The sequence below is a fragment of the Enterobacter sp. V87_3 genome, from assembly GCF_029967835.1.
Taxonomy (GTDB): Bacteria; Pseudomonadota; Gammaproteobacteria; order Enterobacterales; family Enterobacteriaceae; genus Enterobacter; species Enterobacter cancerogenus.
In genome coordinates this window covers 22481-36179 of sequence record NZ_JASCAM010000016.1, presented here as the reverse complement: position 1 = coordinate 36179, position 13699 = coordinate 22481, and the positions used below count along the sequence as shown (strand labels likewise).

11 protein-coding genes and 4 tRNA genes are annotated in these 13699 nt (G+C 56.6%); 2 read left to right on the top strand and 13 right to left on the bottom strand.

Features of this window, described 5'->3' with window-relative positions; all coding sequences use genetic code 11:
• Positions 1-9: 9 nt before the first annotated feature.
• Positions 10-1191 carry a uroporphyrinogen-III C-methyltransferase gene (gene hemX, locus QLG21_RS07845; protein WP_282484190.1) on the top strand — a complete coding sequence of 394 codons (1182 nt, stop codon included), beginning with the start codon at positions 10-12 and terminating at the stop codon, positions 1189-1191.
• 2 nt (positions 1192-1193) lie between these two features.
• Positions 1194-2393 (top strand): protoheme IX biogenesis protein HemY, encoded by a 1200-nt coding sequence (gene hemY, locus QLG21_RS07840; protein WP_282484189.1) that lies wholly within the window; start codon positions 1194-1196, stop codon positions 2391-2393.
• Between the two features lie 541 nt (positions 2394-2934).
• Here hemY and QLG21_RS07835 read toward each other — a convergent pair.
• The 13 genes from QLG21_RS07835 to wecB form a co-directional block, all read right to left on the bottom strand.
• Positions 2935-3011, bottom strand: a tRNA-Pro gene (locus QLG21_RS07835).
• 47 nt (positions 3012-3058) lie between these two features.
• A tRNA-Leu gene (locus QLG21_RS07830) sits at positions 3059-3144 on the bottom strand.
• Between the two features lie 22 nt (positions 3145-3166).
• A tRNA-His gene (locus tag QLG21_RS07825) sits at positions 3167-3242 on the bottom strand.
• A 64-nt stretch (positions 3243-3306) separates the two neighbouring features.
• Positions 3307-3383, bottom strand: a tRNA-Arg gene (locus tag QLG21_RS07820).
• A gap of 102 nt (positions 3384-3485) precedes the next feature.
• Positions 3486-4871, bottom strand: a complete 1386-nt coding sequence (locus QLG21_RS07815; RefSeq protein WP_282484188.1) for an amino acid permease — start codon at positions 4869-4871, stop codon at positions 3486-3488.
• Positions 4872-5067: 196 nt separating this feature from the next.
• Positions 5068-5808: a lipopolysaccharide N-acetylmannosaminouronosyltransferase gene (gene wecG, locus QLG21_RS07810; RefSeq protein WP_058610836.1), complete on the bottom strand. Its 741-nt coding sequence runs from the start codon at positions 5806-5808 to the stop codon at positions 5068-5070.
• Positions 5809-5820: 12 nt separating this feature from the next.
• Complete coding sequence (gene wzyE, locus QLG21_RS07805; RefSeq protein ID WP_088209476.1) at positions 5821-7173, bottom strand: ECA oligosaccharide polymerase; 1353 nt, start codon at positions 7171-7173, stop codon at positions 5821-5823.
• Positions 7170-8249: a TDP-N-acetylfucosamine:lipid II N-acetylfucosaminyltransferase gene (locus QLG21_RS07800; RefSeq protein WP_282484187.1), complete on the bottom strand. Its 1080-nt coding sequence runs from the start codon at positions 8247-8249 to the stop codon at positions 7170-7172. The genes wzyE and QLG21_RS07800 overlap by 4 nt, the downstream gene beginning before the upstream one ends.
• A complete protein-coding gene (gene wzxE / locus QLG21_RS07795) occupies positions 8246-9496 on the bottom strand; it encodes a lipid III flippase WzxE (protein ID WP_282484186.1) in 1251 nt (416 codons plus the stop codon). Before wzxE ends, QLG21_RS07800 begins: the two co-directional genes overlap by 4 nt.
• Position 9497: 1 nt before the next feature.
• On the bottom strand, positions 9498-10628 hold the full coding sequence (gene rffA, locus QLG21_RS07790; RefSeq protein ID WP_236348464.1) for a dTDP-4-amino-4,6-dideoxygalactose transaminase: 1131 nt from the start codon (positions 10626-10628) through the stop codon (positions 9498-9500).
• A gap of 4 nt (positions 10629-10632) precedes the next feature.
• Positions 10633-11310, bottom strand: coding sequence for a dTDP-4-amino-4,6-dideoxy-D-galactose acyltransferase (gene rffC / locus QLG21_RS07785; protein ID WP_137903837.1), 678 nt, complete (start codon positions 11308-11310; stop codon positions 10633-10635).
• The gene (wecC, locus tag QLG21_RS07780) at positions 11307-12569 is read right to left on the bottom strand and encodes a UDP-N-acetyl-D-mannosamine dehydrogenase (RefSeq protein WP_137903838.1); all 1263 of its coding nucleotides are present in this window, start codon (positions 12567-12569) and stop codon (positions 11307-11309) included. The genes rffC and wecC overlap by 4 nt, the downstream gene beginning before the upstream one ends.
• Positions 12566-13696: a UDP-N-acetylglucosamine 2-epimerase (non-hydrolyzing) gene (wecB, locus tag QLG21_RS07775; RefSeq protein ID WP_102890019.1), complete on the bottom strand. Its 1131-nt coding sequence runs from the start codon at positions 13694-13696 to the stop codon at positions 12566-12568. The genes wecC and wecB overlap by 4 nt, the downstream gene beginning before the upstream one ends.
• Positions 13697-13699: the final 3 nt, after the last annotated feature.

The following is a 13699-nucleotide window of genomic DNA, read 5'->3' as shown; positions in this document are numbered from 1 at the left end:
GAAGCCATAATGACGGAACACGAAAAATCATCCGCCGTGGTTGAAGAGACCAGGGAAACTGTGGATCTGACCCCACAGCCAGAGACGACTGAAAAGGCCGCTGAGAAGAAAACCGGCAGCAACAAAACCAGCCTCGCGCTGAGCGCCATTGCCATCGCGATAGCACTTGCCGCAGGCGTAGGCCTGTATGGACTGGTGAAGCAACAAGGCACTAACCAGACGGCGACCAGCGATGCGCTCGTCAGCCAGTTGACCGCGCTGCAAAAAGCACAGGAAGCGCAAAAAACCGAGCTGGAAGGCGTGATCAAACAGCAGGCCACCGCGCTGGCTGATGCCAATAGCAAGCAACAGGCGTTGACTAAACAGCTGGATGAAGTGCAGCAGAAAGTCGCCACCATCTCCGGTACCGATGCGAAAACCTGGCTGCTTTCACAGGCCGATTTCCTGGTGAAGCTGGCCGGGCGTAAGCTCTGGAGCGATCAGGACGTCACCACCGCAGCCGCGCTGCTGAAAAGCGCCGATGCGAGCCTGGCAGACATGAACGACCCAAGCCTTATTACCGCGCGTCGTGCGATTACCGAAGATATCGCCAGCCTCTCCGCCGTTTCACAGGTGGATTATGACGGCATCATCCTGAAGGTTAATCAGCTCTCCAACCAGATTGATAACCTGCAGCTGGCCGATAACAACGACGACGACTCCCCGATGGACTCCGACGGCACCGAGCTGTCCAGCTCGCTCAGCGAATGGCGCGTGAACCTGCAAAAAAGCTGGCAGAACTTTATGGATAGCTTCATTACTATCCGCCGCCGCGATGAAACTGCCGTCCCGCTGCTTGCGCCGAATCAGGATATCTACCTGCGCGAGAACATTCGCTCCCGCCTGCTGGTTGCCGCACAGGCCGTGCCGCGCCATCAGGAAGAGACCTACAAGCAGGCGCTGGACAACGTCTCCACGTGGGTGCGCGCTTACTACAATACTGACGATGCTACCACCACCGCGTTCCTGGAAGACATCGACACGCTGAGCCAGCAGAACATCACCATGAACGTGCCGGACAAACTGTCCAGCCAGCCGATTCTGGAAAAGCTGATGCAAACGCGCGTGCGCAACCTGCTGGCACAGCCAGGCGTTGCGGCTGAACCGAATACCGCCGCGCCAGCGCCTGAAAGCGCACCACAAGGAGAGTGATCATGTTAAAAGTCCTCTTGCTCTTCTTACTGTTGATCGCCGGGATCGTCCTTGGGCCTATGCTGGCGGGACATCAGGGTTACGTCCTGATCCAGACCGATAACTACAACGTTGAAACCAGTGTGACCGGGTTAGTGATCATCCTGATCCTCGGCGTTGTGGTGCTGTTTGCCGTCGAGTGGATCCTGCGCCGTATTTTCCGCACCGGCGCGCATACGCGCGGCTGGTTCGTTGGCCGCAAGCGTCGTCGTGCGCGTAAGCAAACCGAGCAGGCACTGCTTAAGCTCGCCGAAGGCGATTATCAGCAGGTTGAAAAGCTGATGTCGAAAAACGCCGACCACGCCGAGCAGCCGGTGGTTAACTACCTGCTGGCCGCAGAAGCTGCGCAGCAGCGTGGAGATGAAGCGCGCGCCAACCAGCATCTGGAGCGCGCGTCTGAGCTGTCCACTAAAGACCCTATTCCGGTTGAGATCACCCGCGTTCGCCTGCAGCTGGCCCGTAATGAAAACCATGCGGCACGCCACGGCGTTGACCGACTGCTGGAAATTACGCCGCGCCACCCGGAAGTGCTGCGCCTTGCTGAACAGGCCTACATCCGTACCGGCGCGTGGGGCTCGCTGCTGGATATTATTCCGTCGATGGCGAAAGCCGACGTCGGCGACGATGAGCATCGTGACGAACTTCAGCGTCTGGCGTGGATTGGCCTGATGGATCAGGCGCGTGCCGACCTGGGCAGCGACGGTCTGAAAACCTGGTGGAAGAATCAGAGCCGCAAAACGCGCCAGCAGATCCCTCTGCAGGTGGCGATGGCGGAACACCTGATTGAGTGTGACGACCACGACACCGCTCAGGAGATCCTCCTCGACGGCCTGAAGCGCCAGTACGACGATCGTCTGGTGATGGTGATCCCGCGCCTGAGAACCAATAACCCAGAGCAAATCGAAAAAGTGTTGCGCCAGCAGATCAAAACCGTGGGCGACCGCCCGCTGCTGTGGAGCACGCTGGGTCAATCGCTGATGAAGCACGGTGAATGGCAGGAAGCGAGCCTGGCCTTCCGCGCGGCGCTGAAACAGCGTCCGGACGCGTTTGACTACGCCTGGCTTGCCGATTCGCTGGATAAACAGCATAAGCCGGAAGAGGCCGCAGCCATGCGGCGCGACGGGCTGCTGCTAACGCTGCAGAATAACGGTATACAACCGTAATGAAAAAGGAGGCCAGACGGCCTCCTTTTTTTTGCCCATAAAAAAACGCCTGCTATAAAAGCAGGCGTTAAAACAGGTCTGTAAGACAACATATTTGGTGCTTCACTCAACGTTGTGTCCATGGTGTTTGATGAGGCCGAAGCGACATCTGTCAGTGGACGATAAGCACCGTAAACGGCTCTGCGTCATTCCTGAGTTTATGAGGCACTAAGGCGAACATAAGAGATGGAATGAGCATCTACACGTATATTATTGCACGTAACGTGCCAACGTTACACGAAGAACTTTTACATTGCGCAACATTTTAAGATAAAAGGAATTTTCGGCGATAAGGACCATCTTATCGTGCATCCCACACCTGAAAATGAGCTGAAGTGTCGCTCAAAAACGACAGTAATAGCGTCTAAAAAAATTATTCAGTTATTTCATGAGGTTAGTTGTCGCTGAAACGCGACATTCAGACACGGCGCTGTCGGGAAATGGCTACAGGGGAGAATAAACTGCAGAAAACAAAAAACCCCGCCGAAGCGGGGTTCAAAATTGGTCGGCGAGAGAGGATTCGAACCTCCGACCCACTGGTCCCAAACCAGTTGCGCTACCAAGCTGCGCTACTCGCCGATGTACTGCTTTTTTTGAATTTTTAGTTCAATTCATTTTAAAAGTCGTGGTGCGAGGGGGGGGACTCGAACCCCCACATCCAAAGGACACTAACACCTGAAGCTAGCGCGTCTACCAATTCCGCCACCTTCGCAATTCACAACTCTTTCAAATAATGGGGTGGCTAATGGGATTCGAACCCACGACAACTGGAATCACAATCCAGGGCTCTACCAACTGAGCTATAGCCACCACTGTATTCTTTCACGCGGTACTGACTACTTCTCAGACCACCGCAGCTCCAGCACCGGGTTAATGGTGCGCCCGACAGGATTCGAACCTGAGACCTCTGCCTCCGGAGGGCAGCGCTCTATCCAGCTGAGCTACGGGCGCTTAGCGCCGTTGCGGGGCTGGATATTACGTACCTCCGTCCCCGCTGTCTAGTGCTTTTTTGAAAAATATGCGCGTTTGGTTATGGTTTGCACATTTTGCCGCTTAATCCTCCACTTTCTGCGTGGTCGCGCGGCGTCCCAGGCCAAAAAGCTTATAAGCAACCGTCACGGCGGCAAGGAAGATAATCCCGACAAACAGCGACATGCGGGTATCTTCATTAAAGTACATCCCGATTAATACGCAAATCAGGAAGGCCATCGTCAAATAGTTCGCATACGGGAACAGAATGGAGCGGAACGGATGGCTGGCGATCGCCTTTTTATGCGCCTGACGGAAACGCAGCTGGCTGATCAGAATAACAAACCAAGGTATCATTCCCGGCAGCACGCTGGCGCTGTAGACGTAAACGAACACGCGCTGCGGGTTAGGAATAATGTAGTTCAGGCATGAGCCAATCAGCAGGATACCAATCGAGACTGCCACGCCCGCCACCGGAACGCCCACACGCGACACTTTGGCCATTGCTGCCGGCAGCTGGTTATTTTTAGCCAGCGCGTAAAGCATGCGGCCACAGCTGTACATTCCGCTGTTACAGCCGGACAGCGCCGCGGTCAGAACCACGAAGTTGATGATGCCTGCTGCCGCCGTGATGCCAATCTTCGCGAAGGTTAAGACAAACGGGCTGCCGGTGGTGCCGATTTCATTCCACGGGAAGATGGTCACGATAACGAAAATCGCGCCCACGTAGAAAATGAGAATACGCCATAACACTTTACCGACCGCGCTACGCAGCGTGACCTGCGGGTTTTTCGCTTCACCCGCGGTGATACCGATAAGCTCAACGCCCTGATACGACGCCACAACGATACACAGCGCCGTCAGGAAGCCTTTCCAGCCCCCGGCGAAGAAACCGCCATGCTCGGTCAGGTTGCTAAAGCCGATGGCGTGTCCGCCGTTGCCAAATCCGAAGAAGATCACCCCGAGGCCGACCACAATCATGACGATAATGGTGGTGACTTTGATCATCGCGAACCAAAACTCAATTTCACCGTAAAGCCGCACGGCGGCAAGGTTCGCCAGCGCCACCAGCCCCACGGCGATGAGCGCAGGTATCCACTGCACCATGTCCGGGAACCAGAACTGGACGTAGACCCCTATCGCGGTGATCTCCGAAATACCCACCGCCATCCACATAAACCAGTACGACCACGCCGTCAGGTAGCCGAAGAACGGGCTCATATAACGGTGCGCATAAACGGCGAATGAACCGGTTACCGGCTCCAGAAAGAGCATTTCGCCCATGGAACGCATGATGAAGAAGACGAACAGCCCGGCGATGATGTACGCCAGCAGTACGGAAGGGCCAGCCCATTTGAGCGTACTCGCGGAGCCCATAAAGAGGCCGACGCCGATCGTCCCGCCCAGGGCGATCAATTCAATATGTCGAGCTTCCAGCCCACGCTGTAGCTCCGGTTTTTTCTCTGCCATAAATCCTCGGTTGTGTTTGCTGTTTCCCGGCTTTTTGCCGGTTATTCTTTTTTAGGGGTACTGAAATACGGGCGAATGGTTTCTCAAAATCGGGCAAATGGCAAACGATGCATTAAAAAAATGAATGCATTGCACATAAACGCAGCAGTTTTGCAGGGGAGTTGCAGCGCGACCAGCATATCGCGCTACATTTTGATTACATTTTCCCGGTGTAGTGCCAGGAGAGGTAGCGCAGCAGGCGAATCTGTCGCTTGATGCGCGTCGGCTGTGAGAGCAGGCGATACAGCCACTCCAGCCCGAGGTTTTGCCAGACCTTCGGTGCACGCTTAACGTGGCCGGTAAAGACGTCATAGGTGCCGCCAACGCCCATGTACAACGCATTCGGGCAGACCAGACGACAATCGCGCATCAGGATCTCCTGACGCGGAGAGCCCATCGCCACGGTGACGATTTTCGCCCCGCTGTCCCGCACGCGCTCGAACAGCGCCTGCCGATCGTCCGGTTTGAAGTAACCGTCCTGAAGACCCACAATATTAACATTCCACTGGCTGCGCAGCTTCTGCGCCGTCTGGGCGAGCACCTCTGGCTTACCACCAATCAGGAATACCGGCGTGCCCTCTGCGCCCGCGCGCGCCATCAGCTCTTCCCACAGGTCTGCACCCGCCACGCGCGATACATTAGCACCAGGAAACTTTTTGCGGATGGAGCGCACCACGCTAATACCGTCGGCATATTTAAACTCGGCAGCCTCAATCAGGCTTTTCACTTCCGGGTTATCTTCGACCGCCAGCATTTTTTCTGCGTTAATCGCCACCAGCGTGCCCGATTTCATCTGCCCGTCCGCGAACAGAAAATCCAGCGCATGCTGCATATCGCGCCAGCCAATAAGCTGCAGACCGCGCAGCGCGTAGCGTGGCGCGGAGGTTGTATCCGTCATGACAATCCCTACTCAGACTTCCGACAGCGTTGTGCTGCCCCGTGGCTCGCGTCTGTGTACCAGCCCTGCACTGTCAAACAACCAGTACAGCAGTTTGGCCAGCAGCAGACAGATACCGAAAACGACCATAAAAAAGACGACGCGTGAGACAAACGAATCCAGCCCCTCACGCGCCAGAACGATCATATTGAAAATGGCACCAAAACAGAAACTGTGCAAAATCGCCGCTTTGTAGCGGTTCGTCTCCTCCAGGCCGCGCACATAGAGCCAGTCAAACCATTTGATTATCAGCCCTACCGCAACCGCCCCTGGCAGAATAAACCAGGTTCCCCCCATCACCACCAGCGAACCAATCAGCGTGGGTGAAATAGCCAGCCCGGAATGGTTATTCAGCACTTCCCAGGTAAAGTAGTTCGCCGTGTTAAGCACTACGCCAGGCCGATCCGGCCACAGCCAGGTCGGAATAAAGACGTAGAAGTCACGGACAATGGGCGCTAAGCCCTGGAAATCGATTTTGTCGTAGTTCTGCAGCAGCAGCGCCAGGTTTTCCCATGGCGAGAACGTATCGCGCGTCAGGTACAGGAAGGTGTAGAACGCCTCGTCACCGGCCACGTTCAGGCCGTAGCGTTTAAGCGCCAGCCAGAACATCCCGACAATACCGAACACCCCTGCCGCTGCCAGCATCCATAAGGAGATCCAGCCGCGAATGATGCCGATAAACAGGAAGATGGCGAAGGCGATAATGATATTGGCGCGCGTTCCGCCGACGATCATGTAGGTCAAAATGCCGAACGCCACGGTGCTCACGAGGAAGAAAAGCCAGGCTTTGCTGTCCTGGCGGAGAAAAAAGACCACCAGCATCGCCGGGATGAAGAAGTAGAAGAAGCGCTTAAGCGCAACGCCTGACACTTCTGCCGAAAATATCTGGCTGTAGGATTGCAGCTTGAACAGCAGAAAACCGTTGTGCATGAAGAATATGCCCACGCTCACCAGCGCAATGGTCATCAGCATCACCCACGTCAGGTGCGTCTCTACCCGGTTCATGGTGAATAACGCCCGACGGGGTGCAGTCGCTTTGACCGGGCGCAGGCGCGTTTTATACGTGACGTAATACACCGCGTAGAAACAGGTTGCTGATAACAGCGCCTGAAGCAGGATTTCCGGGGGCGCGACGCCCACATCAAAACGGAAGACCAGAATGCTGGTCAGCGGGAAACCGAAATAGAAGGTCAGCAGAAACAGCAGCGAGAAAAAGACGTTGAAGTTAAAGCGTACGCGACGGAACTCAAACCAGGTCAGCGTGGCGATAAACAGCGTGCTCAGCAGCCAGACCACCAACAAGCCGCTAAATTGCAACTGGCTCATGCGTTATCTCCTGACGCGATACGCAGCGCGCGATGCCACGGCGTGAGGTAGTTCGGGCTGAAGAAGTCGATGGCATTTTTATCCACCAGCGCCAGCTGACGCTGGGCTTCCCGCACCACCTTTTCATTAAGAGTGTCTGTCGTAAACAGTACCGGGATATCTTGTTCCGCCATGTCCTGCCAGAACGGATTCTCGCGGTTGAGCACACACGGGATGCCAGCCTGAATCAGCAGACACAGCGTACCAATCCCCTGCTGACGGGCAAAGATGAAATAGCCTAAATCGCACTTTCTCAACAGCGCAAGATAGTCATCAAACGCCAGCTTATCGCGCAGAATAGTCAGGTTTTCAGCGCTAAAGAGCGCGAGACCCTGCTGGCTCACTTCGTCAATATAAGCATCGTTATTGGCCGGGTAGCCCATCGGCACCACGACGTTGACCGTATCACCAAACTGCTGATGTACCGCCCTGAGCGCCGCCACGTGTTCGTTACTGCGATCGCCGGAGTTACCCACCAGGATGGTCAGCTTGCCGTCGCGCACCGTATCGTTAGCCATCGTGTTGAGCGCCGGGTTCATCCGCGTCGGAAAATAGAGCAGTTCACCGCGCACGCCAGGGTGCTGTTTGGCAAAGTAATTGAGATCGCCGCGGGTAGCGAATACGCAGCCTACGCGCCCTTGCGCCATGCGGCGTAGCGGATAGAAAAGGCGGAATTTCAACCCACGGGACACTTCGTAGAGATCTGCACCCCAGATATGCCAGCTGCACTGAGAGGGCTTGATCCCACCGCTCAGCAGCGCCAGCCACAGACCAGTATTAAACTGTCCGTGAAAGAAGAAGCGCTGCTCGCGATCCGCTTTGGCTTTGGCAACCACCGCCTTCGCCAGCGCCGCTTTGTTCGGCCAGAAGGTCATGTTGAGTGCCGGACACGCCGCGCTCAGGCCGCTATCCTGGCCTGCAACCATAAACTCGCGTGCATCAGGCGTGCCGGGTGCCAGTTCATCATTAAAGAACCGCAGAACGGTCTGGTTATGGTGTGGGATATCTGACCCCAGTATGTGAATCAGTGCAGTCATGCGCGTCTACGCCAAAGTAAAAATACGCCGCAACAGGCAGCGAAATAAACGATATAGGTTGCCATATAGGCCTGAGCGGCGCCCAGCGCACCCTGGGTTGGGATCAGCCAGTGAGAGAACGCCGTCAGGAGCGCAAACTGGCTAATCTCTGCCAGGATATACAGCCGCAACGAGGCTTTCGCAATCACCAGATAACCGAAAACGTAAGCACCCACTTTCAGTACATCACCGATCAGCTGCCACGCGAACAGGTCGCGCATGGCGGCAAACTTCGCGGAGAAGAGCAGCCAGATGGCGACATCACGCAAGAGCCAGACGGTGAAACTGGCGGCCGCGACGGCGGGTAACACAAAACGCAGGGAGCGGACAATCTCGCGGGTAATGTCTCTCTTTTCGGTCAGGCGCGATAAGGTTGGCAGCAAATAGACGCTAAAGGAAGCCGTTATAAATTGGAGGTATGCGTCGGAAATACTGCTTACGCCCTGCCAGATACCCACTTCATCCCAGCTGTAGTGCGCTGCGAGGAGGTTTCGCATCATCACGTAGGCCACGGGCAGCGTGACGGACGTAATGAGCACCATCAGGGTAAATTTCCCAAGCTGACCAGCCAGTACCTTGTCCCACTGCGGCTTGAGGTAACGAAGAGGAATATCGCCTCTGCGTATCAGCATAAATGCGGCCGGGATAACCACCAGCGCAGGCACAAGCGCCAGCCCCAGCAGCGCCCCTTCATAGCCACCCAGGCGATAGCAGAAGTAGTAGGCAATCACGCCGATGATGCTGCCGAGGATTAGCGCCAGCGCGTTTCCGGCGGCATCACGGAAGCCCTTCATTAGCGCCAGCAGCAGGTTCGCCCAGGCGATACCCATCTGCACCAGCGCAACCAGGCGAATCAGCCCCTGGAAGTGGGTATGTCCAAACAGGCCCTGACTGATGGGCGCCGCAGCCAGCAAAAATACCGCAGCCAGCAGCGTTGAAAAGCCCAGTACCATGGCGGACGAGGTGCCCACGACGGTGCGCAATTTATCGGCATCATCATGGTACTGTGCGACGTATTTGGTCACGCCGTTGAATATCCCGGCCCCCGCCAGCACACCCAGCACCGTCACCAGCTGGCGGAAGTTACCCGCCAGACCGACCCCGGAAGGGCCAAAGGAGACGGCCAGCAGCTTGACGACCAGTAACCCGGCACCAATTTTGACGAGTGTGGACGCAGCGGTCCACATCGATGCTTTTGCCAGAGACATATCAGCCGAAATAACTCAGAAGGGTGTTGATGACCGTACGTTGATTAACTGGCTCAAGATTGTAAAAGAGCGGCAAGCGAAGCAAACGCTCACTTTCTTTGGTGGTGTAACGGTCTTCACCGGCAAACACGCCAAACGCTTCACCGGCAGGGCTGGAGTGCAGCGGAATGTAGTGGAACACTGCCAGAATTTCAGCCTCTTTCAGCCAGGCAATCAGGCCGCTGCGATCGTCGTTATCGCGCAGCTTGATGTAGAACATATGGGCATTGTGGACACAATCCGCCGGGATGGTCGGCAGCTCAATGCGCCCCGCTTTAGCCAGTGGCTCCAGCGCGTCGTAATAGGTTTGCCACAGGGAGAGGCGTTTCAGGTTAATGCGCTCTGCCGCCTCGAGCTGCGCCCAAAGATAGGCAGCCTGAAGGTCAGCCATCAGGTAGCTGGAGCCGATATCGCGCCAGGTGTATTTGTCTACCTGCCCGCGGAAGAACTGGCTGCGGTTGGTGCCTTTTTCGCGGATCACTTCTGCGCGTTCAACCAGGGCGCGATCGTTAATCAGCGTCGCTCCCCCTTCGCCACCGGCGGTGTAGTTTTTGGTTTCGTGGAAGCTAAAGCAGCCGATATGGCCGATAGTGCCCAACGCACGCCCTTTGTAGGTGGACATCACGCCCTGAGCGGCATCTTCCACCACGAACAGATTATGCTTTTTGGCAATCGCCATGATCGTGTCCATTTCGCAGGCCACGCCCGCGTAGTGAACCGGCACAATCACCCGCGTTTTGTCGGTGATCGCCGCTTCGATCAGCGATTCGTCGATGTTCATGGTGTCCGGGCGGACATCGACAAACACAATTTTGGCGCCGCGCAGGACAAACGCGTTCGCCGTGGAGACGAAGGTGTAGCTCGGCATGATCACTTCATCACCGGGCTGGATATCCAGCAGCAGAGCCGCCATTTCCAGGGAGGCGGTACAGGACGGCGTCAGCAGCACCTTGGCGCTGTGGAAACGCTGTTCCATCCACTGCTGGCAGCGACGGGTAAAGCCTCCGTCACCGCAGAGCTTGCCGCTGCCCATAGCAGACTGCATGTAGTCGAGTTCCGTACCGACGACGGGGGGGGCGTTAAATGGGATCATCATGTCACCTGTATAGCCAGTAAGCGGTGGCGTCAACGTTGGCCCCACTCGCAATATAACGTTTCAGCGCGGCGGTGTTGCCCATCTGGGTCGCCACCCGCAGCGTCGAGCATTCCTGTTGCTGCGCCCAGTACAGCGCGGCCTGCATCAGTTTTTCTCCCATGCCGCGCCCGGCAAGCAGCCCGATACGCGCGTCATGTTCATTCAACTTACGCAGCGAGACAAAGCCCTGAATCTGGCCGCCCGCCGCGCGAAAAACCAGACAAACGTGGTCGAATGTGCCTCGGACGGCATTCTCGATCCACTGGGCGTAAAAGCGTCCGCTGTCCTGGGGCGCATACCAGGGCGCACGAAAGCGGCTCCGGGCAAACGCCTGCTCAGCCAGCTGGCGCAGCGCCGGGATATCCCGCTCTGTCGCCACTTCTGCGCCTGGCGAAGCGTGGCGGGCGATCGTCAGGGAGAGATCAACCTCGCCTTCGACCAGCCGGAAACCGCGCTGCTGAAGCGCGTCCAGCAGGTCGGCGCGGTCCGCCGGGATTTTAGCCTGTACCCGTTCCCAGGCGGCGAAATCCATCTCGGTGAGCGCAGGGGCATTTTCACTCAGACGGACAATCGCCGTAGGAAGCGCAAAAAAGGTGCTTTCCCACTGAAGAGACTCAAGCGCGCCGTAGAGTTCACTCAACGCCAGACACCTTTGGTATCAACCACATACTGCTGGCGCACGGCATCGCCAGCGATCGCTTTAAAGTCTTTGTGATCGACCAGCAGCACCAGCACATCCGCCGTTGCCAGCGCGGCGTCTAAGGCGGTCAGCGTACAGTGTCCTGCCAGTTTTGCCGGCAGCTCATGGATGTTTGGCTCCACCACCAGCGTTTCACCGCTGTGCCATCCGGCAATCATTTCGGCAATTTCCATTGCCGGGCTTTCGCGCAGATCGTCGATGTTTGGCTTGAAGGCCAGGCCGAAGCAGGCGATTTTCAGTTCGCTGGCGCGTTTACCGCTCTCTGCCAGACAGTCTGCCACGGTGGCTTTAACCTGGTTCAGTACCCAGTGCGGTTTACTGTCGTTCACTTCGCGCGCGGTACGGATCAGGCGCGCCTGGTCCGGGTTTTGCGCGACGATAAACCATGGGTCTACCGCGATACAGTGGCCGCCCACGCCCGGACCCGGCTGGAGGATATTCACGCGCGGGTGACGGTTCGCCAGGCTAATCAACTCCCACACGTTAATGCCCTGAACGGCACAAATCAGCGACAGTTCGTTGGCAAAGGCGATGTTGACGTCGCGGAAGCTGTTTTCCGTTAACTTGCACATCTCGGCGGTGCGGGAGTTGGTCACCACGCATTCGCCTTCAAGGAAAATCTTGTACAGCTCGCTGGCGCGTGCAGAACAGGCGGACGTCATGCCGCCAATTACGCGGTCGTTTTTAATCAGTTCAACCATGACCTGGCCCGGCAACACGCGCTCCGGGCAGTAGGCGATATTGATATCGGCCTGTTCACCGGCCTGCTGCGGGAAGCTCAGATCGGGGCGGGCGTCCGCCAGCCACTGCGCCATTTGTTCGGTTGCGCCTACCGGCGAGGTGGATTCCAGAATCACCAGCGCGCCTTTTTTCAGCACGGGCGCAATCGATTTGGCCGCGGCCTCGACGTACGCCATATCAGGCTCATGGTCGCCTTTGAAAGGCGTTGGAACCGCAATCAGATACGCATCTGCCGCAACGGGGGTGGTGCTGGCACGCAGGAAGCCGCCATCGACGGCCTCTTTCACCACGCGGTCAAGATCCGGCTCCACGATATGAATTTCGCCACGGTTGATGGTTTCCACCGCGCGCGCATTGATATCCACGCCGACAACCTGCTTTTGACGAGAGGCAAAGGCCGCCGCCGTGGGCAGCCCAATATAACCAAGACCCACGACAGAGATGGTAGTAAAACTCATAGTGATACCCGATTGTGTTTAAGTGCATGCAAAATACGACCACAGGCCTGCCCATCGCCGTACGGGTTATGGGCTTTGCTCATCGCCTGGTACGCTTCTTCATCGTGTAACAGGCGTGTGACCTCTTCGACGATACGCTGCGGATCTGTGCCGACCAGACGTACCGTCCCCGCTTTCACCGCCTCCGGACGCTCCGTGGTTTCTCGCATCACCAGCACCGGTTTGCCAAGCGAAGGCGCTTCTTCCTGAATGCCGCCGGAATCGGTCAGGATCAGCCAGGCGTGGTTCATCAGCCAGACGAACGGCATGTAGTCCTGTGGTTCAATCAGTAAGACATTCTCGACATGGCCCAGAATGCGGTTTACCGGCTCGCTGACGTTAGGGTTGAGGTGCACCGGATAGACAATCTGCACATCTTCATTCTGCGCGGCAATTTCGGCCAGCGCATGGCAGATTTGCTCAAAACCCTGACCAAAGCTTTCGCGACGGTGGCCCGTCACCAGAATGGTCTTTTTACCGTTATGTAAAAACGGATAGCGCGCGGCGAGCTCGCTCTGGAGGTCTTTGTTCTCCAGCACCCGATCGCGCACCCAAATCAGCGCATCAATGACCGTATTCCCGGTCACGAAGATTTTGTTATCAGTAATGTTTTCACGCAGCAGATTCTGGCGCGAGTTTTCGGTTGGCGCGAAGTGATACATCGCCAGGTGGCCCGTTAGCGTGCGGTTGGCCTCTTCCGGCCACGGTGAATAGAGATTGCCCGTCCGCAGGCCCGCTTCAACATGCCCGACCGGAATGCGTTGGTAGAATGCCGCCAGGCTGGTCGCCACGGTTGTCGTGGTGTCACCATGCACGAGGACGACGTCAGGCTTATATGACTCCAGAATCGGTTTCAATCCCTCCAGAATCCGGCAGGTGATCTCCGTCAGTCCTTGCCCCGGTTTCATAATATTGAGGTCGTAATCCGGGACAATAGAAAAGAGAGATAAAACCTGATCGAGCATCTCACGGTGCTGGGCAGTCACGCACACTTTCACTTCTATATCAGGATCCCTGGCCAGCGCATGGACCAGAGGCGCCATCTTGATGGCCTCCGGTCTGGTGCCAAATACGGTAAGTACTTTCACATC

What these genes read in the sequence shown, in the direction of transcription:
- wecG (WP_058610836.1), bottom strand. Translation starts at nt 5,808, where the DNA reads ATGACGGATACAACCTCCGCGCCACGCTACGCGCTGCGCGGTCTGCAG.
- QLG21_RS07800 (WP_282484187.1), bottom strand. Translation starts at nt 8,249, where the DNA reads ATGACTGCACTGATTCACATACTGGGGTCAGATATCCCACACCATAAC.
- QLG21_RS07815 (WP_282484188.1), bottom strand. Translation starts at nt 4,871, where the DNA reads ATGGCAGAGAAAAAACCGGAGCTACAGCGTGGGCTGGAAGCTCGACAT.
- wzxE (WP_282484186.1), bottom strand. Translation starts at nt 9,496, where the DNA reads ATGTCTCTGGCAAAAGCATCGATGTGGACCGCTGCGTCCACACTCGTC.
- rffA (WP_236348464.1), bottom strand. Translation starts at nt 10,628, where the DNA reads ATGATCCCATTTAACGCCCCCCCCGTCGTCGGTACGGAACTCGACTAC.
- hemY (WP_282484189.1), top strand. Translation starts at nt 1,194, where the DNA reads ATGTTAAAAGTCCTCTTGCTCTTCTTACTGTTGATCGCCGGGATCGTC.
- hemX (WP_282484190.1), top strand. Translation starts at nt 10, where the DNA reads ATGACGGAACACGAAAAATCATCCGCCGTGGTTGAAGAGACCAGGGAA.
- wzyE (WP_088209476.1), bottom strand. Translation starts at nt 7,173, where the DNA reads ATGAGCCAGTTGCAATTTAGCGGCTTGTTGGTGGTCTGGCTGCTGAGC.
- wecC (WP_137903838.1), bottom strand. Translation starts at nt 12,569, where the DNA reads ATGAGTTTTACTACCATCTCTGTCGTGGGTCTTGGTTATATTGGGCTG.